Annotated in this window: 19 protein-coding genes; all 19 read left to right on the plus strand. The window is 67.0% G+C overall.

What is annotated here, in order from left to right:
• The first annotated feature begins 13 nt into the window (after window positions 1-13).
• A complete protein-coding gene (locus tag ACFQXB_RS09960) occupies window positions 14-475 on the plus strand; it encodes a GAF domain-containing protein (protein WP_377402942.1) in 462 nt (153 codons plus the stop codon).
• On the plus strand, window positions 472-1566 hold the full coding sequence (locus ACFQXB_RS09965) for a M24 family metallopeptidase (protein WP_377402944.1): 1095 nt from the start codon (window positions 472-474) through the stop codon (window positions 1564-1566). The genes ACFQXB_RS09960 and ACFQXB_RS09965 overlap by 4 nt, the downstream gene beginning before the upstream one ends.
• A 618-nt stretch (window positions 1567-2184) precedes the next feature.
• A complete protein-coding gene (locus tag ACFQXB_RS09970; protein ID WP_377402946.1) occupies window positions 2185-2964 on the plus strand; it encodes a DeoR/GlpR family DNA-binding transcription regulator in 780 nt (259 codons plus the stop codon).
• The gene (locus ACFQXB_RS09975; RefSeq protein ID WP_377402948.1) at window positions 2961-4535 is read left to right on the plus strand and encodes a sugar ABC transporter ATP-binding protein; all 1575 of its coding nucleotides are present in this window, start codon (window positions 2961-2963) and stop codon (window positions 4533-4535) included. Before ACFQXB_RS09970 ends, ACFQXB_RS09975 begins: the two co-directional genes overlap by 4 nt.
• Before the next feature lie 34 nt (window positions 4536-4569).
• Entirely contained in the window at window positions 4570-5553 is a 984-nt protein-coding gene (locus ACFQXB_RS09980) for an ABC transporter permease subunit (protein ID WP_377402950.1), read from the plus strand.
• A 38-nt stretch (window positions 5554-5591) separates the two neighbouring features.
• On the plus strand, window positions 5592-6530 hold the full coding sequence (locus ACFQXB_RS09985; RefSeq protein WP_377402952.1) for an ABC transporter substrate-binding protein: 939 nt from the start codon (window positions 5592-5594) through the stop codon (window positions 6528-6530).
• 78 nt (window positions 6531-6608) lie between these two features.
• The gene (gene araD, locus ACFQXB_RS09990; protein ID WP_377402954.1) at window positions 6609-7313 is read left to right on the plus strand and encodes an L-ribulose-5-phosphate 4-epimerase AraD; all 705 of its coding nucleotides are present in this window, start codon (window positions 6609-6611) and stop codon (window positions 7311-7313) included.
• A complete protein-coding gene (locus ACFQXB_RS09995) occupies window positions 7310-8914 on the plus strand; it encodes a ribulokinase (RefSeq protein ID WP_377402956.1) in 1605 nt (534 codons plus the stop codon). Before araD ends, ACFQXB_RS09995 begins: the two co-directional genes overlap by 4 nt.
• Window positions 8911-9735: a class I fructose-bisphosphate aldolase gene (locus ACFQXB_RS10000; RefSeq protein WP_377402958.1), complete on the plus strand. Its 825-nt coding sequence runs from the start codon at window positions 8911-8913 to the stop codon at window positions 9733-9735. Before ACFQXB_RS09995 ends, ACFQXB_RS10000 begins: the two co-directional genes overlap by 4 nt.
• Window positions 9736-9739: 4 nt before the next feature.
• Window positions 9740-10897 (plus strand): Gfo/Idh/MocA family protein, encoded by a 1158-nt coding sequence (locus ACFQXB_RS10005; RefSeq protein ID WP_377402960.1) that lies wholly within the window; start codon window positions 9740-9742, stop codon window positions 10895-10897.
• Window positions 10894-11544 carry a D-lyxose/D-mannose family sugar isomerase gene (locus ACFQXB_RS10010; protein WP_377402962.1) on the plus strand — a complete coding sequence of 217 codons (651 nt, stop codon included), beginning with the start codon at window positions 10894-10896 and terminating at the stop codon, window positions 11542-11544. Before ACFQXB_RS10005 ends, ACFQXB_RS10010 begins: the two co-directional genes overlap by 4 nt.
• Window positions 11545-11547: 3 nt before the next feature.
• Entirely contained in the window at window positions 11548-12537 is a 990-nt protein-coding gene (locus ACFQXB_RS10015) for a carbohydrate kinase family protein (RefSeq protein ID WP_377402964.1), read from the plus strand.
• Window positions 12538-13200: 663 nt separating this feature from the next.
• The gene (locus ACFQXB_RS10020) at window positions 13201-13512 is read left to right on the plus strand and encodes a hypothetical protein (RefSeq protein WP_377402966.1); all 312 of its coding nucleotides are present in this window, start codon (window positions 13201-13203) and stop codon (window positions 13510-13512) included.
• Window positions 13509-14756, plus strand: coding sequence for a methyl-accepting chemotaxis protein (locus ACFQXB_RS10025; RefSeq protein ID WP_377402968.1), 1248 nt, complete (start codon window positions 13509-13511; stop codon window positions 14754-14756). Before ACFQXB_RS10020 ends, ACFQXB_RS10025 begins: the two co-directional genes overlap by 4 nt.
• A gap of 1082 nt (window positions 14757-15838) precedes the next feature.
• Window positions 15839-16939: an ABC transporter ATP-binding protein gene (locus ACFQXB_RS10030; RefSeq protein WP_377402970.1), complete on the plus strand. Its 1101-nt coding sequence runs from the start codon at window positions 15839-15841 to the stop codon at window positions 16937-16939.
• A complete protein-coding gene (locus tag ACFQXB_RS10035; RefSeq protein WP_377402972.1) occupies window positions 16930-18000 on the plus strand; it encodes an MBL fold metallo-hydrolase in 1071 nt (356 codons plus the stop codon). The genes ACFQXB_RS10030 and ACFQXB_RS10035 overlap by 10 nt, the downstream gene beginning before the upstream one ends.
• Window positions 17994-18602 (plus strand): histidine phosphatase family protein, encoded by a 609-nt coding sequence (locus tag ACFQXB_RS10040; RefSeq protein WP_377402974.1) that lies wholly within the window; start codon window positions 17994-17996, stop codon window positions 18600-18602. The genes ACFQXB_RS10035 and ACFQXB_RS10040 overlap by 7 nt, the downstream gene beginning before the upstream one ends.
• On the plus strand, window positions 18602-19591 hold the full coding sequence (locus tag ACFQXB_RS10045) for an ABC transporter substrate-binding protein (protein WP_377402976.1): 990 nt from the start codon (window positions 18602-18604) through the stop codon (window positions 19589-19591). Before ACFQXB_RS10040 ends, ACFQXB_RS10045 begins: the two co-directional genes overlap by 1 nt.
• Before the next feature lie 55 nt (window positions 19592-19646).
• A complete protein-coding gene (locus ACFQXB_RS10050; RefSeq protein WP_377402978.1) occupies window positions 19647-21308 on the plus strand; it encodes an ABC transporter permease in 1662 nt (553 codons plus the stop codon).
• Window positions 21309-21512: the final 204 nt, after the last annotated feature.

The raw sequence follows: 21512 nt of genomic DNA on the forward strand, positions 1-21512 counted from the left end.
CCGAGAAGACATCATGACGACCCAAGAACCGGATGCGGTCTTTGCCGCCCTTCATCGCGCTGCGGAACAATCCTGTGGTGCCCGGCTGTTTACCGTAACGGTGCTTGACCCCGTCGCAGGGCTTGCACGGCGCGCCTACACGTCGCATCCGGCAGAATATCCGACATCGGGCACCAAGCCGATGCGCAACGACGCCTGGACCGACCGGGTGATCGGCGAGGGCAAAAGCTTCGTCGCCAACAGCACCCCCGAATTCGCGATCTTCTTCGGGGATCACGCCCTGATCAACAGCCTGGGCTGTGAAGCGGCGATGAATATTCCCGTTGCCGATGACACCGGCCGCGTGGTGGGCACGGTAAACGTGCTTGATGCCGCGGGCCATTTCACCCCCGACCGCGTGACACGGCTCGAGGCGCTGGTGGCCGAATTCCGCGCCACGCTTCTTGCGGCTATCGCCAAGGTGCCACTCGCATGACACAGCCCTCCGCCTCGGACCGCCTGTCACGTCTTCAGGCGCAGATGTCCCGCACGGGAACCGATTTGCTGGCACTGGCGCCCGGGGCGCATATGCGCTGGCTTCTGGGCTTTGCGCCCCATCCCGATGAACGGCTGTGCCTGCTTCTGATCGGGCGCGATGCGGCGGGCTTCGTGATGCCCGCACTCAACGCCAATGAGGCACGCCAGCACAGCGATCTGCCCTTTGCCGAATGGGAGGATGCCGAAGGTCCCGGGCAGGCGCTGGCCGCGATGATCGCGCGGATCTGCCCTGCCCCGGGCCAGCTTGCGCTTGACGAAACGATGCGGGCCGATCATGCGCTGCTGATCCTCGATGCGCTTCCGAATGCCGCCCGCCGGCTTGCGGCAGCCGATGTCGGCGCGCTGCGCCGGATCAAGGATGCGAGCGAAATCGCCGCTCTTGCTGAAAACGCCCGGATCGCCGACGCGGCGCAAGACGCCGTGCGCGCCGCCCTGCGCCCCGGCGTGACCGAACGCGAGATGGTGCAGGTGGCGCGTGATGCCTTTGCGAAAGCCGGCGCGCAATGTGAATTCGCCATTGTGGCCTTCGGCCCGAACAGCGCCTTTCCCCATCATCACCCGGGTCCGCGGGCGCTGACAGAGGGCGATGTGGTGCTGGTCGATATCGGCGGGCGGCGCGGGGGCCACGTGTCCGACATCACGCGGATGGCGGCCCTTGGCCATGCGCCCGAAGGCTATGCCGAGGTGCATGCCGTGGTCGAGGCGGCGGTGCTCGCTGCACTGGCCGCTGTGCGTCCGGGCGTTCCCGTTCATGCGGTAGATGATGCCGCACGCGGCGTGATCACCGACGCAGGCTATGGCGCCTTCTTTACGCACCGCGTCGGGCACGGTCTTGGCACCGAGGTGCATGAGCCACCTTACGTGACCGCGACGAACCGTGAACCGCTGCGCGAAGGCATGGTCTTCACGATCGAGCCGGGGATCTATCTGCCCGGACGGTTCGGTATCCGGCTGGAGGAAGTCGCCGTGGTGACGGCTGCCGGTGCGCAGATCCTGTCAGCCCGGTCCCGGGACCTGCATATCGTCTGAAACCGAGGCCAACGACAGGCCGTGGATGGGCCGCCCTTGCGCCACCCCGCTTCGGCAAGCCGGGACCCGGTGACCCCGCGCGGTCTGCCATCCATGACTGCGGCATGCCGTCATCCATCGCGACCGGCGCCTGCGCGGCACCGCCCGCCCATGTTGCGAAGATCTGGACGGCCCCCACCTCGACCGGCGGACCTCATGGCAGCGTGTCAGATCGGGCATGATGCGGATCGATCCTGTCCCCGCGCCTGCCGCCTTCGCCTGATCCGTGCTTGCCTGCGCCACCGGAAGCGAGTGCAGCGGCCGGCACGGTGCCCGGAGCGACAGGCATGGTTGCCGCCGCCCTGCCGCGGAGGGCGCCGCGGGCCTCGGCAAGCAGTCTGGCCATCCTGCCGCGACCTGCGCCCAAGCGGCCCTGCGGCTTCATCGCACCGGAGTCATTCCCGGACCGGATCCCGGCAAGCACATGCTGCCTGTGCCACACCTTGATCATCGCTGGGCGACGCATGGCGTCAAGATGGCAAAATGCACGCAGATCCGCGAAGTAAAACGATCACCAAACGCACATTTCCTTGCAAGCCTGATCCGAATCAATCATTCTCCTGATGGGGGAGGAACGTGATGCGCGATCGGCAACGCCACGAGGCGATCCTGCGGATACTGGAAGACAGGCCCTTCATCTCGGTGAACGACCTGACCGCCGAGATCGGTGTCTCGGCGGCCTCGATCCGGCGGGATATCGACAAGCTTTACGGCGCGGGTCTGGCACAGAAGGTTCACGGCGGAATTGCCGCCCTCACCAGCCGGACCGACCGCAAGCCAAAGGCACTGCCCTTTGTCGTCAATCGCGACATCGCCGTGGCCGCAAAGCAGCGCATCGCGCAGAAGGCGGGCGAACTGGTCCGTGATGGCAGCCTGATCATCATTCACGGCGGCTCGACCTGCTTTCACTTTGGCGCCCATATCGCCAACCGCAACGTGCGGGTCTTCACCAACTCCATGCCGCTTGCCGCCTATCTGGCCGAACATGGCACCTGTCAGCTGACAGTCGGGGGTGGCGATCTGCACCGCGAACCGGGGGTGCTCTATAACCCGGTGCGGGTCGAGCCGGGCTTTTACGGATCGCAGTTCTTTGTCGGCGCGCTCGGGGTCAGTTCGCGGGGGTTGCTGGAATCGCACCCGCTTCTGGTACGTTTCATCAACGAAATGGTCGGCCTTGCCAACGAGGTCGTGGTTCTGGTGGACAGCCGCAAGTTTTCCGAACGTCCCCCAACGGTGGCGCTGCCGTTGCAACGGATCAGCAAGCTGGTCACCGATGATGGCCTGTCGGACAGCGACGCCCGGATGCTCGAGGATCAGGGCGTGGAGTACATCATCGCCGACCGAGAGGTCGCCCCATGACGCCCGCCACAACCACGCCCGTGACAGTAGTGCAGGACGTTCGGATCCCGGTGCTTGAGATGCGCGGCATCTCCAAGACGTTCGGCTCCATCCGGGCATTGCGGGACGTGTCGCTGACCCTGCATGCCGGCGAGGTTCATGCGCTGATGGGTGAAAACGGCGCCGGGAAGTCGACGCTGATGAAGATCCTCTCGGGCGCTTATATCGCCGATCCGGGAGGCGAGGTTCTGGTGGCGGGCGCGGCCTTGGCAACCGGTGATCCCAAGGCCGCCAAGGCCGCGGGCATCGCGGTGATCTATCAGGAGCTTGCGCTTGCCCCGAACCTCACCGTGGCAGAGAACCTGTTTCTGGGCGCTGAATACGCCACGGCCGGCATCGTCAACCGCAGGCGCATGGCCGAGGAGACGCGCCCGATCCTCAGGCGCCTGGGGGTTACCTTCGGCCCCGGCACGCCGGTGGCCGCATTGTCGATGGGCGAACGGCAGCTGGTCGAGATCGCCCGCGCGCTGGGGGCGAAGGCCCGCATCATCGTGATGGACGAACCCACCACGTCGCTTTCCAGCCGCGAGACGGAAAAGCTGTTCGAGGTGATCGCAGATCTTCGGTCTCAGGGCATCGCCATCGTCTATATCAGCCACCGGATGGAAGAAATCTATCGCCTGTCGGATCGCTGCTCGGTGCTGCGTGACGGTTCCTATGTCGGCACACTCGACCGGTCCGAGCTTTCGGCACCGCGGCTTGTGTCGATGATGGTCGGGCGCGATCTCAGCACCTTCTACAAGAAGGAGCACAAGGCCACCGCGGCAGGCGAGGTCGTGCTGCAGGTCGAAGGAATGGGCGATGGGCGTCTTGTCCGCGACTGCTCGTTCGAGGTTCGCGCGGGCGAAGTTCTGGGGATCGCCGGGCTGGTGGGTTCGGGACGGACGGAACTTGCACGCCTGATCTATGGCGCGGATCCGGCTGTGACCGGCCGGGTGATCCTCGACGGGCAGGAGGTCACGCCCCGCGCCCCGCGCGAGGCATTGGCGAAGGGGATCGTCTATCTGACCGAGGACCGGAAGGGCCTCGGGCTGTTCCTTGACATGACAATTTCCGAAAACGTCAATATCTGCGTGATGGAGCGCGACGCGCGTCCCGGCAGCCTTGTCAACTTTCGCCGCGCGGGCGAACGGGCGCGCGCGGCAATGGCAGCGCTTGCGATCAAGGCGCCTTCGCCCGCCCTGACGACCGGCGCGCTGTCGGGCGGGAATCAGCAGAAGGTGCTGCTGGCACGGTTGCTGGAGCTTGATCCGCGCGTGATCCTCCTGGACGAACCGACACGCGGCGTCGATGTGGGCGCGAAATCCGAGATTTACCGGCTTATCGACTCGCTTGCAGCGCGCGGCATGGCCATCGTCATGATCTCGAGCGAATTGCCCGAGATCATCGGCGTCGCCGACCGGGTGATCGTGATGCGCGACGGCCGCATTGCCGGCGAGGTGACGGCGGCACCCGGGGATCCGATAACGCAGGAAGCGATCATGGTCCTGTCCACCGGGGCGGCCCCCGATGTGCCCGAACCACCAGCATAAGCCCGTGCAGAATGACCGCTGAGGAGACACCCTGATGACCGACACGAGCCAACAGTCCATGCTGGACCGGCGCGCCAGGATGCGCACCTTGGTCCGCGCCCTTGGCATGTTGCCGGTGCTCATCCTGCTTGCCATCGGATTCGAGATGATCAGCGGGCGCTTCATGTCCGCGAACAACCTGTCGATCGTGATGCAGCAGGCCTCGATCAACATCGTTCTGGCTGCGGGGATGACCTATGTGATCCTGACCGGCGGGATCGACCTTTCGGTCGGATCAATCCTTTCGGCCGCGGCGATGGCGGCGCTGATCGTTTCGCTCTCGCCCGAATGGGGCATGATGGGTATTCCCGCCGGGATGGCGATGGGGCTTCTTTTCGGCCTGATCAACGGCTGCCTGATCGCCTTCATCCGGTTGCCCCCCTTCATCGTGACGCTTGGTTCCTTGACGGCCGTGCGCGGGATCGCCCGGCTGATGGGGGCGGACACGACCGTGTTCAACGCAAATCTTCCCTTCGCGGCGATGGGCAATGCGACCTTCCTCGGCATTCCCTGGCTTGCCATCATCGCGATCGGGGTCATCGTGATCTCTTGGTTCATCCTGCGCCGGACCGTGCTGGGCACCTGGATCTATGCCGTGGGCGGCAACCAGGAAGCCGCGCGCCTGACAGGGATCAAGGTCTGGCTGGTGCTGCTTTTCGTCTATGGCATCTCGGGCTTTCTGGCAGGGCTTGGGGGGGTCATGTCGGCTTCGCGGCTTTATGCGGCCAACGGGTTGCAACTGGGCCAGGCCTATGAACTTGACGCGATCGCCGCAGTGATCCTTGGCGGGACCAGTTTCGTCGGGGGCGTCGGCTCGATCTGGGGCACGCTGATCGGCGCGCTGATCATTGCGGTGCTGTCGAACGGGCTGATCCTCAGCGGGGTCTCCGACATCTGGCAGTTCATCATCAAGGGGCTTGTCATCATCGTGGCAGTCTCGCTTGACCGGCTGCGCCTTCAGGGCGGCGCCCGGACCTGAACCGACCCTTTCCACCATCGCATCATCGGGAGGATACCATGCGATCGACTTCAAGACTTATGACGACAGCCGCCGCCGTGATGGTTCTGGCGGGCAGCGCCAACGCCCAGGAACTGCAACGGATCGGCATCTCGGTCGGCCTTCTGGGCAACCCGTTCTTCGTCGCGACCATCGCGGGGATCGAGGACCGCGCCCGCGAGATCAACCCGAACGTGGAAGTCACTTCGGTCTCTGCCGATTATGACCTGAACCGCCAGTCGTCGCAGATCGACAGCTTCATCGCGGCCGGCATGGACATCATCATGCTGAACGCCGTCGATGCCGAGGCAATCGCCCCCGCCGTGGCCCGTGCCAAGGCAGCGGGCGTCGTCGTCGCGGCCTTTGACGTGTCGGCCCCCGGCGCCGATGTCACCGTGATGACCGATAACGTCGACGCCGGTCGCAAGGCCTGCCAGTACATTGTCGATCATCTGGGCGGCACGGGCGATGTGGTCATCATCAACGGCCCGCAATCGTCCTCGATCCGCGACCGGGTGCAAGGCTGCCAGGAAGTCTTCGGCGCGCATGAGGGCATCAATGTCCTCTCGGCCGACCAGAACGGCCAGGGGTCGCGCGATGGCGGGCTGAACGTGATGCAGGGCCTTCTGACCCGTTACGACAACATCGACGCGGTGTTTGCGATCAACGACCCGACCGCGATCGGCGCGCAGCTTGCGGCGCGTCAGCTCGGCCGGTCGGAATTCATCATCACCGGCGTCGACGGCGCCCCGGATATCGAAGAGGCGCTGCGCGATCCGAACGCGCTCATCAAGGCGTCGGCCTCGCAGGATCCCTATGTGATGGCGGGTCAGGCGCTGGAAATGGCCTATGAGTTCTTCCAGGGCAACACCCCCGAGGAAGACACCGTGCTGCTGGAACCGCAGCTGATCACGGCCGAGAACCTCGATACCTATCAGGGCTGGACGGCCGTCCGCTGATCCCCCGGCCCGGCCCCCGCATCGGGGGGCCGGGCGCAACCCGTTTGACCGCAACCCTGCAAAGCCGAGACGCGCCGCATGTCCGCCCCATCGCTCAGCCACCTGAAAGAGGCCGTGCTGCAGGCCAATCTCGCCACCGTTCAGCACGGGCTGGTGATCGCCACCTTCGGCAATGCAAGCGGCATCGACCGCGATCAGGGCCGCGTCGTGATCAAACCGAGCGGCGTGCCCTATGACGGCATGACCGCCGATGCGATGGTGGTGACGGATCTCGAGGGTCAGGTCCTCGACAACCGGCTGCGGCCCTCGTCCGACCTTGGCACGCATCTGGCGCTTTACCGCGCCTTTCCGGGCATCGGCGCGGTGATCCACACCCATTCCACCTTTGCCACGATCATGGCGCAGGCGATGGCGCCGATCCCCTGCCTCGGCACGACCCATGCCGATTATTTCCGCGGCGAGATCCCCGTGACCCGCCCCCTGACGCCCGAAGAGATCGCGGGCGATTATGTCGCGGCCACCGGTGCGGTGATTATCGAGACCTTTGCCGATCGTGACCCGCTTGAGGTGCCGGCCGTTCTGGTCGCGGGCCACGGACCCTTTGTCTGGGGCCGCACCCCCGATCAGGCGGCGCTGAACGCGCTGATCCTCGAAGAGGTCGCGCGGATGGCCTGGCACGCGCTGATGCTGCGCCCCGATCTGCCGCCGATCCCCGCGCCGCTTCTGGACCGGCATTTCCTGCGCAAGCACGGCGCCGGCGCGACCTATGGGCAGCCGGCATGACCGGGACGGCACCACAACTGGTCGCGGGGGCGGATTTCGGCACGCTCAGCGTGCGGGTGACGATCATGGACAGCGCGGCGGGCGAGGTTCTGGCGACCGCCACCGCGCCCTATCCGCTCAAACGCAGCGCGGCGGACCCGTTGCTGGGCCAGCAGGCCCATGCGGACCATATGGAGGCCCTCACCCTTGCCATGCAAGAGGGGATCGCCACCGCCGGGATCGACGGGCAGGCCATCGCGGCCTTTGCCGCCGACACGACCGGGTCGAGCGTGGTGATGCTCGATGCCGGGATGCAGCCGCTCGACGACTATTACCTCTGGTGCGATCACCGCGCCCATGCCGAGGCGGCCGAGATCACCGCCGCCGCCCGCGACCGGGGGCTGGAGGCGCTGAACTGGTGCGGCGGCACCTATAGCCATGAATGGGGCTATGCGAAGCTGCTGCATTTCCTGCGTCACAACCCGGGCGCCCGCGACCGGCTCGGCACGGCGATGGAACATTGCGACATGGTGGTCGCGACGCTTTGCGGGATCACCGATCCTGGCGCCCTGCCCCGCAGCATCTGCGCCATGGGCCACAAATGGATGTGGTCGCCCCGCTGGGGCGGATTGCCGCCGCAGGATTTCCTGAGCTCGGTCGACCCGCTGCTGGACGGGATCAATGCGCGGCTCTCGGGCCGGTTCGGCACCTCGGACCAGGTGGCCGGACATCTTGCGCCTCAATGGGCGGCGCAGCTTGGATTGCGCCCGGGCATCCCGATCCCCTTCGGCGGCTTCGATGCGCATTGGGATGCAGTGGGCGCAGGCATCCGTCCGGGGGAAGTGGTCAACGTGGTCGGCACCTCGACCTGCATCATCGCCGCAATCAACGCGGACAGCCCGCCCGTCGCGGGCATCTGCGGCGCCGTGCCCGGCAGTGTCCTGCCCGGGGCGATGGGGGTGGAGGCGGGGCAGTCAGCCACAGGCGACATCTTCGAGGCGATTGCCCGACGCGCCGGCACCGATGTTGCGAGCCTTTCGGCGCTGATCGAAGGCCACGGCCCGGCCTCGACCGGGCTTCTGCGCCTTGTCTGGGACAACGGTGATCGGACGATCCTTGTCCGCCCCGATCTCGGCGGGGTCACGCTTGGCTGGGATCTGGCCCATACCGCCGCCGACGAACTGCATGCCGCAATCGAGGGAATGGCGATGCATGTGCGCCTTATCCTTGACCGTATGGGCCAGGGCGCGCGCTTTATTCGGGTGATCAACGCGGGCGGGATTCCGCAGAAGAATCCGGTGCTCAACCGCATCTACGCCGATGTGCTGGGAACCGAGGTGCATGTGCCCGCCTCATCGCCGGTAGGGATTGGCGCCTGCATCTTCGCGGCTCTTGCCGCCGGACATTTCCAGGACGTCGCCAGTGCGCAAGCGCAGCTTTGTCCGCCTGCGCGCGTCTTCAGGCCTAATCCCGCGACGCGCGCCACCTATGACGCGCTGCAGGATCTCTTCACCGATCTTTACCACGGCTTCGGGGAAGGCCGTGCCCTGGATCTGGGCGCTGTCCTGCCCCGGTTGCGGCAATTCCGTCTGTCTCGTGCCCAGGAAGGAGACCTGTCATGAAAAGCGCCCGGATCAACCGGCTGTTCGGGCCTTCCGGCAATTGCTTCGACGTGGCCATAGATCATGGCATGTTCAACGAGGCGTCCTTCCTGGGCGGAATCGAGGACATGCAGGCGGCGATCCGCCTCGTTGCGGCCGCGCGACCGGATGCGATCCAGCTTCCTCCCGGCACAGCGCCCATCCTTCAGGCACTTCCCGGCAAGGACCGTCCGGCGCTGGTGCTGCGCACCGACATCGCGAATGTCTATGGCACGCCGCTGCCGCGCAGCCTCTTTTCCGAACTCATCGACCGGCCGGTGGAACAGGCTGTGGTGCTTGATGCGGCCTGCGTGGTGGTCAACCTTCTGCTGCTGCCAGATCAGCCCGACCTGCACCGCGCGTGCATTCGCAACATCAACAGGCTGAAGCGCGAATGCGAGGTCATGGGCATGCCGCTGATGGTCGAACCGCTGGTGATGCAGGACAATGCGCGGGGCGGCTATATGGTCAATGGCGACCTTGGGCTTATTCTGCCGCTCGTGCGTCAGGCTGCCGAGCTGGGCGCCGATATCATCAAGGCCGATCCCTGCGACGATGTGCAGGAGTATCATCGCGTGATCGAAGTCGCACAGGGCCTCCCGGTTCTTGTGCGCGGCGGCGGCAAGGTTTCGGACCGCGAGATCCTTGAGCGGACATCCGAACTGATGAAGCAGGGCGCGCGCGGAATCGTCTATGGGCGCAACGTGATCCACAATACCAATCCCGCCGGCATTACCCGGGCCCTGATGGCGGTTGTGCACGATGGTGCCACGCCCGACTCCGCCATGGCGCATCTGGGCTGATCCGATGGCCCAGGCGATCATCGGCATCGGCATCATCGGCTGCGGCCTCATGGGGCGCGAACTCGCCAGCGCGGCCGCGCGCTGGCTGCATCTGACCGAGGCTAGGGCACGGCCGGAAATTGTTGCTGTTTGCGATACCGATCCGGCGCTGACAGCATGGTTTTCAACGCATATCCCCAGCGTCACCCAGACAACGACAGACTACCGCGACCTGCTTGCCAACCCGGCAGTCGATGCCGTCTATTGTGCGGTGCCGCATGTGCTGCATGGCGAGCTTTATCCAGCCATTCTGGCTGCAGGCAAGCATCTTCTGGGCGAGAAACCGTTCGGCATGGACGCGGCGCAGAACGACACAATCACCCGCGCAATTGCCGCGCGACCGGACCTTCTGGTGCGCTGCTCATCGGAAATGCCGTTCTTTCCCGGGGCGCAGCGGGTGATCGAATTTGTGCGTCAGGGAGAACTGGGCGAGATCCTCGAGGTAGAGGCGGCCTTTCTTCATTCTTCGGATATCAACCCGATGAAGCCGATCAACTGGAAGCGTCAGGCAGCGGTGAACGGCGTCTATGGCTGCATGGGCGATCTGGGGCTGCATGTGCTGCATGTGCCCCTGCGCCTTGGCTGGCGTCCCGCAAGCGTTTCCGCGAGCCTGGTCAAGAGGGTGGGCCAGCGCCCCGACAGCGCGGGGCAGATGGTGGCGTGTGACACATGGGACAACGCCACCATCACCGGCACCGTGCATGACGGGGGCGGCAGCTTTCCTCTGGTGCTGAAGACCTGGCGCATCTCGCCCGGCGACAGCAACACCTGGTCGCTGCGCGTCCTTGGCATGAAGGGATCGGCCTTCTTCACCACCCGCGCCCCACGGCAGTGGCAGTTCATGCGCTACCGGGCCGGCGGCCCCCAGAGCTGGCAGACCGAGGATCTGGGGTATCACTCCCTGTTCCCGACCATTACCGGCACCATCTTCGAATTCGGGTTCACCGATGCCATACAGCAGATGTGGGCCGCTTTCGTTGACGAACTCGCTGGCGGGGATGCCCGGGGCTTCCCCTGTGCGACGCCGGCCGAGGCCGCGGATCATCACGCGATCCTGACCGCAGCCCTGAAGGCCGGAACCACCAACCAGATCATCCCTGTTTCCTATCGAGGCCAACCATGAAACGATCCGAGATCAACGCAGCCCTGCGACGTGCCGAAGCGATGCTGTCGCACTACCGCTGGCACCTTCCCGACTGGGCTGCCTGGGATCCTGCCGATCACGGCCGCGAGCCCGCGCTTGCGGCCCATCTGCGCGACCGCCAGCTGGGCTGGGATGTGACCGACTTCGGCCTTGGGGATTTCGCGCGGAACGGGCTCACGCTGTTCTGTGTCCGCAACGGCCGGCAGGGCGATCCGGCCACCCTGCCCTATGCCGAAAAACTCCTGTTCATCGCGGAAGATCAGGTCACGCCCTTTCACGCCCACAAGGTCAAGCTGGAGGATATCATCGTTCGCGGCGGCGGTAATCTGATGGTTGCCTTCACCCGCGAGGGAAGCTTCGATGACGCTCCGGTGCTTGTCGATGGCCGCACCGTGTCCGATCCCTATGCCGGGCCGATCCGCCTTGGTCCCGGCCAAAGCATCACCATCCCGCGTGGCATGCAGCACAGTTTCTGGGGCGAGGCGGGCGCCGGGGATGTTTTCGTGGCCGAGGTCAGCCAGTGCAACGACGACCTAACCGACAACTATTTCCGTGATCGGATCGGGCGCTTTTCCGAAATCGAGGAAGACGAAGCCCCGCACCGGCTCCTCTGGAACGAAACCTGACCCATGCCAGGCATTGCCTGTGCCGGGGTCTGGCTGGTGGACATCGTCCTGACGCTGGATCGATGGCCCGCGAAAAGCGACCTGGTCCACATCAGCTCGGAATTGGCAGGACCGGGCGGGGGGGCTGCCAATGTTGTGCTGGATCTTGCAGCATTCGACATCGGCCTGCCGCTGCATGCCGTGGGTCTGACCGGAGCTGACGCACATGCTGCGCTTCTGCACGATACCTGCCGCGCGGCCGGCATCGACAGCCGGCACCTGCAGATGACCCCCGATGCCGCAACGGCCCACACCTATGTGATGAACCTGTCGGGCGACAGCCGCACCTTCCTCTATCACCCGGGTGCGAACGATCTGCTGGCACCCGAACATGTGCCGGTGGACGCACTCGCGCAGCGTGGCTGCCGCATCCTCTATCTGGGCTATCTCAATCTGCTGGCCCGCATGGATGCAATCCTGCCCGACGGGCGCAGCGGGGCGGCGCATCTTCTTGCGGCAGCCCGCGCCGCGGGGATGATGACCTGCGTGGATCTCGTGTCCTCGGACGGTCCCGCCTTCCGCGCCACGGTCGAGGCGACGGCGACGGAAATCGATTATCTCTTCCTCAACGAGATCGAGGCCGCGCGGGCCACCGGTGTCCCGCGGATCGAGCCGCAGGATCGGGGTGCGCTGATCGCAGCGGGCCGGCGGCTGCTGGCCTGCGGGGTCCGGCGGGCCGTGATCCTGCACAGCGCGACCTGCGCCATATGGCTGCCACGGGATGGCGTGCCGATCCACCTGCCGGCCGAATCGCTTGCCGCCCACGACATCGCAAGCCCCGTGGGTGCCGGCGACGCGTTTTGCGCCGGCGTGATCCTGGGTCTGCACGAGGGGTGGACGCCGGCCCGTGCGCTTGCCCTGGGTCACCGTGCGGCCGCCGCGGCGCTGCGCTCTCCCACGGCAACAGGGGGCATTCCGCCCCTCGGCACGCTTTTGCTTCAGCATCCGGGATGATGCGCGCCTGACCGGCAAGTGCAGCCGCAGCGCCCCGGCCGATCCAGGCCCGGCTTGCCCGCCGGTCGTGTTGGCCGCCATGCCCACAGGTGGGTTCTGTCCCGCCGGCCCCAGTCACCGACGACACGCCCAAGCACCAGAGCCACCCGCCTGCCCTCCATCCGCCCGGGGCGCGGCCCGCAGGATCAAGCCGTAGCGGCCGCAGGACACCGCCCGGCGACAACAAGGGCGATCTGCTGCTGCCGCCTGTCCGGCAATTGCGCGTACCGATGGGCGCGTCGCGTGGGCCTTCGGTTCCCGCCCTGTCGCGCCTTTGGGCGGCCGACAGGCTGCGATCCACGCTCAGGGCGGGATGGCGTTGGCGCCCCGTGGCGCGATCCCCGTTGCGCTTGGTGCCTGGCGCGGCAGTGGCCCCGGTTCTTCTGATCGCATTCCTCGGGGCGACGGCCTTCCTGATGCTTGGCCTCCCGGGCTCACCGCTTGCGCAGCCCTGGTCGCGCACGATCGTGATCCACCGGCGGCCCGCCGCCATCGCGTCCCAGGATCCTGCGGGTTTCCAGCGGGCGATTGCCGGTTTCGGGAGGCCCTCTCTTCCGTATGGGTTGCCGGCGGAAACGTGAGCCGGTCTTGATCGTCGCGCCGTTTTGGCCTGAGCGTTCCGCCATGAAAAAGCTCAAGCTCGGCCTCCTGACGGCCCTTGTCTCAGCGATGATGGCGGCCTTCGGCCTTGCCGGTCTTGGCCTTGCCCCGGGTGATCCGGCGGCGGGGCCAGTTCTGGTGATCGCACCGCCCTGGGGCGTGGGGCCCGAGGCGGTGGTTCTGCTGGCGGGCGGACGAGTGCTCGGCATGGGCTCTGCCCCCTTTGCCGCGCTGGCCGATGCGCCGTCGGCCGGGGCGCTGCGCGCCGCCGGGGCCTGGGCGGTTCTGGATCCGAAAACCCTGTCATTCCTTTGTGGAGCCCCGACCGACACATGACGTCAACCATCTCTTTCCCGCAGCAGCGCGACCAGACCGCAACAGCGCGGCTGACCGCCTATGCGCTTGCCCCCCTGGCTGCGCTTGGGAGCCTTGTTACGGAGGCGACGCTGCTGCCGTTCGCGATCGTGGGCCTGGCCTTCGCCGGCCTTGCCCATGTCAGCCGACACATGGCAGCGACGCCCCGTTCGGTTGTCATCGGCCTGATCCTGGTCGGGGAATGCATGGCGCTGACGGCGGCCTTCGCAGGTCATCCCTGGCAGATCGACACGCACATGCTGTTCTTTGCCGTTCTGGCCATCGTGGCCAGCATGTCGAATGTCCCGGCCCTGCTGGCCGCCTGCCTGGCCACTGCGGTGCACCACCTCCTGCTGTCGGTTGCCCTGCCTGCGCTGGTCTATCCGTCTCTGGACATAAGCGATGCGTTGCAGCGCACCTCCATCCACGCGGCGATCGTGGTCTTCGAGGTGGCAGTGCTTCTGGGCACCATCCTGCAGCGCCAGAAGGCCGCAGCCGAAATCGAGGCCGCCCGCGAGGATCTGGCCCGCGCCGCAGAGACGGCCGAGGCAGCCCGCGCACGCGCCGAGAATGCCCGCGAACAGGCGGTGACCGCCGCCGATCTGACCCGCAACGAGGGCGCGCGGGCCGCCGCGGCTGTTGTGCAGATCGCCGAAAACGCCAGTGCCGCCGCCGCCAGTGCCGCCCGCGCCAAGACAGGTGTGTCTCAGGCACGCAGCGATGCCGAGCAGTCCGGCGCAATCGTGCAGCGCGCCGTGGATGCCATGGCCGAGATCGAGACCTCGTCGGCGCAGATCGGGTCCATCATCGCGATCATCGACGAAATCGCCCGGCAGACCGATCTCCTGGCGCTTAATGCCGCGGTGGAATCCGCCCGGGCGGGCGAAGCCGGCCGCGGGTTTGCCGTTGTCGCCGCAGAAGTCCGCAAACTGGCGCAACGGTCAGCGGATGCGACGCAGCAGATCCGCAATCTGGTGGCGCGCTCGGATGCGCAGGTCTCGGCCGGTGTCGGCCTTGTGCGCGAAACCGGCGCGGCGCTAGAGCGCATCGTGGCCGCCGTGGCCGAGCTTGACGACCTGATGCAGGGTATTGCCAGCGGCGCGGCACAGCAATCCTCGGGCCTGGCGCAGGTGAATGCAGCGATCCGCAGCATCGGCACTGCGGCAGTGGGCGATCCCGCGGGAACCTGGCAAACCGTTCGGGCAAGGTCCCGCCGCACCGCCTGACAGGCGGCGACACCGCGCCTGCCCGCAGGCCGCCCTCGACCGGGGCACCATGGTGGCCCAGCGGTCGTTGTTGGAAGACCCCATGCCACCATCGGACGCACGGCCGCCCTGCATCTGACCTTTGGATCTTCCCCAGGTGCAGGGACTGACGCCGAGCGGCGGCATCCGTCGTCTCTGCGGCTCCTGGGCCGGGCCCGAAAACAGGCGCGGGTGCCGATGGTCACGCCCTATGGCGCAGGGGCGCCATGATCTCGGGCAGGGCGCACCACCCTGATCATCGCGCACCGGCTGGCGACGATCCGTCACGCGGACCGGATCGTGGTGATGGAGGCTGGACGGATCACCGAGGTCGGCGGCCACACCGGACCTGTCGGCACCGGCGTCCGCTATGCGCGGCTGAGCGCAGCGATCTGGCCGCCGCCCGCGCGCGACCAGTGGGCGGCGGGCTGCATGTTCTTCCGGTCGAGGACAAGTGCGCGATGCCGGTCCCGGACATCATCGGCCATCGCCCTTTCGTCGGCAGCCGCACCAAGGCCTCTGCCGGCACCACCACGTCGCCGAGCGCGCGCCGGGATCGGCCACCGCCGCGACCTGCGCACCCTCAGATGTGGTGATTTCCAGCCGGATCCAGAGCGGCGCAAACCCGCCGCGTCAAGCACATGGCCACGGCTTCCTGCAGCACGACAGCGTCCGGAATACTGGTGCCCGCAGCAGCGCCAGCAGCTCGACCTGATGCGGCAGATCAGGCGATATCGTCGGCGCGTCCAGACGCAGAAGCGGCGCCCCCTGACCAAGGGCCTTTGCCATCCGCGCGCGCTGGCACTTCCCGCCCGAAAGCTCTGCCCAGGGACGCAGGGGAAGGCGGGCTGCCTCCAGCGCCCGCGCCGCCGCCGTGGCGCGGCCCGCAAGCGCGTGCGTCCGCGTGAACACGAGATAGGCCGCGCTGACCCTTCGGGGGCAAGAGACGTCTGCAACACCAGCGCCAGCCGCCGCCCGCCCGCAACAGCGGCGCGCCCGGCGGGCGCAGCCGTCACACGGATGTCACGCAGGGGGACTAGGAAGCGCCATCGCAAGGATATGTCATGGCCCTACTGGAACTCTCTGCTCTGCAGCGCCGCTTTGGCGCAACGACCGCTGTTGACGATGTCAGCCTGCTGGTCCCCGATGGCGCCTTTCTCGCGCTGCTGGGGCCCTCGGGCTGTGGCAAGACCACGCTACTGAGGCTGATCGCGGGACTGGAACGCCCCGATGGTGGCCGGATCGTGATCGACGGTCAGATCATGGCGGCCCCGGATCGCTTCGTCCGGCCCGAGGCGCGCGGGCTGGGCATGGTCTTCCAGTCCTATGCGCTTTGGCCGCACATGACGGTCGCGGGGAATATCGGCTTCGGCCTGCGTCTCAAGGGGCTGTCGCGTGCGCAGGAACGGACGCGCATCGACGAAGCGCTGGCGCTGGTCGGCCTGGACGGAATGGGCGACAGGCGGCCGCATCAGCTGTCGGGCGGTCAGCGGCAGCGTGTGGCCCTTGCGCGGTCACTTGCGCTGCGACCGAAGCTGGTCCTGCTGGACGAGCCGCTTGCAAACCTTGACGCCCATCTGCGCGGCCAGATGTTGGCCGAGTTCCGCCGCCTGCACCATACGCTTGGCACGGGCTTCGTCCTTGTAACGCATGATCAGGACGAGGCGATGGCCGTCGCCACCCATGTCGGCGTGATGAACGCCGGGCGGCTCGAACAGCTTGCCACGCCAGAAGAGCTTTTCGCGCGACCCGCAACACCGATGGTCGCGCGCTTCGTGGGCGGCGGGCGCACGATACCCGTGGAAGTGCTGTCACATGGCGCGGGCATCTGCGCGCTGTTCCTGCAGGGGCGCACCCTTCATGTCGCGGGAAATGCGCCCCCCGGTCCGGGCTGGCTGTGCCTGCGCCCCGCCAACCTTGTGCCCGATCCCGAGGGGCCGCTGGCGGCCCGGGTGACCGGCACCCTGTTCCGCGCAGGGGCCTATGCCGTCAGCGCAGAGCTTGAGGGCGCCGAGGACGGCGGCGCGGTCGAGGTGATCCTGCCGCGTGCGCCACGCGCCGGAGAAAGGCTCCGGCTTCGGCTGTCGGGCGGCTGGGTGATGCAACGCGAAGCGGCCGCCACGCTGCGCCTGCCCGTGACGCAGCCGGTGCCGGCATGCGGCTGAGGGCGCTATCGGGATTTGGCGAGAAGGGGCCGGCCTGCTTCCTGCTGGAAATCCATGGCCGCCGCATCCTGCTTGACCTCGGGCGCGGGCCGGACGGCGATGCCCTCCCCGATCTCGCGGGGGTCGCGCCGGTTGACGCGATCGTCTTTTCGCACGGTCATGCGGATCATACCGGCGGGCTGCATCTGGCGACGGACCTGGGCAACCCGCCGCTTTACGCCCCAGGCCCTTCGATCCTTCTTGCACCTGATCCGGCACTGAAGGAAGCGAGACCGCTCGAAGCGCTGAGGGAGATCCTGGGGCTGCCGTTCTGTTCCGGCCCCGCGGGGCATGCACCCGGGGCATCGTGGATCCGGATTGGCGGGCGCGACGGCCTGCTCTATACCGGCGATCTCTCGGAGGAAAGCCTGCTCTGGCGCTGCACGATGCCACCAAGGGCGCGGGTTCTGCTGGCCGATGCCTCGTATGGGGCGGCAGATGAGCCGCTGTCGCCCCAGATCGGCCAGATGCTGGCCCTGACGGATGGGCCGCTCTTGCTGCCTGCGCCGGCGGGGGGGCGCGGCCTTGAAATGGCAACCGCCTTTCAGACGGCCGGCCATGCGGTAAGGCTTTGTCCCGCCCATCGCGCCGTAGCGGGGGCGATGCTGGAGGCCGTTCCCTGGCTGGCGCCCGGCGGGGCCGCAGCCTTGCGCCGGTTGCTGGCCGAGTCCGGGCCATTGGACGAGGACAGTGCAGCGGGCGGCGTGATGGTTGCCGCCGGTCCGAATGCCGAGCGTGGCGTGGCGGGCGCGCTGGCGCCCCGCTTCATCGCCGAGGGATCTGCGCGCGTCGTCTTTACCGGCCATCTGTCCGGCGGTACGCCGGCGCCGGAATGGGTAGCCTGCGGCAAGGCGCAGTTTCGTCGCTGGAACGTTCATCCGACGCTGTCCGGCCTGAAAGCCGTAGTTGCCGCCGCGGATCCGGAACGGGTCATGCCCGCCTTCTGCACGGCCGCGATGCGCGACGATCTTGCCCTGCTCATCGACCGCCCCGTCGTCACCGAACCGGAGATCACATGGTAATTGCCCTTCTTCAGCAGCCCTTCTGGTTTCTGCGCCACGGAGAAACCGCGGCGAATGCTGCCGACATCATCGCGGGCAGCACCGACAGCCCGTTGACGCGGCGCGGCCACGCGCAGGCTCACCAGGCAGCGCGGCTGCTGAAGGATCAGCCGCTGGCCGCGATCTGGACATCGCCCCTGTCGCGCGCCCGGCTGACCGCACAGGCCGTGGCACAGGCCACCGGGGCACCGCTTGTCACCCTGCCCGGGCTTGCCGAAAGGGACTGGGGAACGTGGGAGGGCCAACCGCGCCACGTGCTGCGCCGCGACGCCACCCCGCCCGAAGGGGAAGGGCCGGAGACTTTCCGTCACCGCATCCGCGAAGCGCTTGGCGCCATCGTCGGCCCCTTTCCCGTGCTGATCGTTGCGCATTCCGGCACGGCACGCGAGCTTCACGCGCTTCTGTGCCCCGATCCGATCGGGCAACCCTTCCAGCGCCCGGGCAATGCGGTGCCACTCGTGTGGCGCCCCGGCCCCGATGGTCACTGGAGTTTCGCCGAACTGTCACCCGACTGTCAAAGACCGTCGCTAGGACAGCCACATCTTCATCCACGGAGCTTCTGATGTCCCCCTTCCGCGCAAGCGCAATCTTCCTGGCTTCCGTCACGCTGACGGGCGTCCTCATGGGCGCGGCCTCGGCCGAGACGATCACCGTCTACACCTCGCAGCCCCAGGACCAGATGGCTGCCGTTGTCGAGGCGTTCAACAAGGATCATCCCGACATCACGGTCGAGATCTTCCGGTCCGGCACGACCGAACTGATGGCAAAGCTTGCGGCGGAATTCGCAGCCGGCGGCACACCGGCAGACCTGGTCCTGATCGCCGATGCCGTGGCCATGACCCAGTTGAAGAACGACGACCGTCTTCTCCCCTATCCCGAAGCGCGGGTCGAAGGCATTCCCACATCCGTCATCGACCCCGACATGACCTTCTTCGGAACCAAGCTCATCACCACCGGTATCGTCTACAACACCGAGCTGGTCTCCGAGGCTCCGACCTCCTGGGCGGATCTTGTCCAGCCGGACATCGCCGCGAGCCTCATCATGCCAAGCCCGCTCTATTCCGGCGCGGCGGTGATCCATGTCGGCACCATGGTCCAGCAGCCGGAATTCGGCTGGGACTACTACGAGACCCTGGCCGAGAACGGCGCAGTCGCGGGGCAGGGCAACGGCACCGTCATCGAGGCGGTGGCACGGGGTGAAAAAGCCTATGGCATCATCATCGAATACATGGCGATGAACGCCCGGGCGAAGGGATCGCCTGTCGATTTCGTCTTCCCGCAAGAGGGTGTGTCAGTCATCACCCAGCCGGTTGCCATCCTCCGCGACAGCGATGCGGTCGATGCCGCACGGGTGTTCATCGACTGGCAGCTCGGACGGGCGGCACAGGAACAGTCGGTCGCGCAGGGCTATTTCCCGATCCTCGCCGGGGTCGCCCAGCCCGAAGGCTATCCGGATCCGGCGACGCTCGAAATCCTTGAGGCCGATCCGGCCGTCATGCTTGCCGACGACCTGGCCAACAAGGAAGCCTTTGCCGAGCTGTTTGGTGGCTGAGCTTTCCCTTACGCGCCTGCGGCCTGCTGCGGGGTTGCGGTTCTGGGGTGGTGAGATGCTTCTCACCACCCTTCTCGCTGTCTGGATCATCGCGATCTCGGTCTGGCCGCTGGCGCGGCTGTTTCTCGAGGCACTGGCCCCCGGCCAGACCGGGGCGCCCCTCGGCCTGATGGCCGAAGTTCTTTCGGCGCGTTCAACCGGACGTGCGTTCTGGAACACGTTGGGGGCCTCTGCCGCATCGGTGGCGATATCGGCAGGCCTGGGTGTGACGCTTGCGTTGCTGACCGGGCTGTTCCAGCTGCGCGGTCGCATCGCCATGACATTCCTGATCCTGTCGCCCCTGCTGATCCCGTCGCAGACCATGGCGCTTGCCTGGATCGAACTGACGGGGGCCACCTCACCCATCCTCGGGCCGCTTGGCCTTGCGCCGCCGCCGGGGCGGACCAATCCGATCTATTCGGGGGCGGGAATCGCCCTGCTGATGGGGATCGAGCACATGCCGCTGGTGTTCATCGCCACACGGGCGGCCCTTCGCGCCGTTCCGGGCGATCTGATCGAGGCGGCGCGGATCGTCGGCGCCAGCCGGCGAGTGATCCTTGTCCGGGTCCTCCTGCCGCTTGCCGCGCCCGCAGCCTTGGCCGGATCAGTGCTGGCTTTCGCGGCTGCAGTGGGAAACTTCGGCATTCCGGCCCTTTTGGGCATTCCCGGGCGCTTTCCGATGCTGACCACGCAGATCTACCAGCGGCTGAACGGCTTTGGGCCCTCCGTTGCCGGCCAGGTGGCCGTGCTGGCACTTCTGCTGGTCGCGCTGGCGCTGGGGGCCCTTGCGTTGCGCAAGCTGATCCTGCTTCGGTTGTCCGCGCCGCTTCCGGCCGGGGCACCGACGGTGCCGCTTGACGCTGGCGCGCTGCGCCCGGTGCTTGAAGCCGGTGTCTGGGCCGTTCTTCTGCTGATCGCGGTCCTGCCGATGCTTGCCCTGCTGGCCACCGCCTTTTCCCCCGCGCTTGGAGTCCGGCTGTCCGGCAACAGCGCGACCCTCGCCAACTTCGCCGACGTCATGCGCAATCCCGCAGCGATGCGGGCCATCGGCAACTCGCTCCGGCTTTCGCTGCTTGCCGCCCTGATCTGCAGCATCGTGGCGCTTCCCTTCGCCTTTCTTGCGGTGGTGCAGAAATCCCGCGCGGTTCGCGTGCTGGACTGGCTTGTCGATGCGCCCTGGGTCGTTCCGGGCACGGTCGTTGCCCTGGCGATGATCCTGGCGTTTCTGCGCCCATTGCCCCTGATCGGTTCGCTTTACGGCAGTTTCGCGATCCTGCTTCTGGCCTATCTCGCGCGGTTCCTGCCGCTGATCCTGCGCCCGGTTCTAGCAGCGGCCGAATCCGCCGAACCCGCACTGGACGAGGCCGCGCGCATCCTGGGCGCGCCCATCTGGCGGCGGATCATCTTGATTCTCGCACCCGGTGTGTTGCCGGCGATGTCTGCCGGCGCGTTGGTGCTCGTGATGACCGCCGTGAACGAACTGACGCTGTCGTCGCTGCTCTGGTCCAGTGGCAACGAGACGATCGGCGTCATGATCTTCGCTCTGCAATACGAAGGAAACTCGCCCGCGGCGGCGGCAATGGCGGTGCTCTCCGTGGGACTGGTGCTTTCCATCACGCTTGCGCTGGATCGTCTGGCCGGGTGGCTGCCCCCGGGCACCCTCCCCTGGCGAGAGTGACGCAACCGGCGCCCAGTGCTCGGGGCAGACGTGCGGCGGGTTCGCAGCATCCGGAAGCCCGATACCACAGGCTGCTCCTCGGGCGGGGCCGCGACCGGCATCGGCCGATGGCACGCGGGGCAGACCGCGGTCCGCCGTGTCATCCGTGCCGCTGCGGACACGGGCCCACGGCCCGCGCTCTGCCCGATCCACCGTCTGCGCTTT

This window comes from Halodurantibacterium daqingense, assembly GCF_042666235.1.
Lineage (GTDB): Bacteria > Pseudomonadota > Alphaproteobacteria > Rhodobacterales > Rhodobacteraceae > Halodurantibacterium > Halodurantibacterium daqingensis.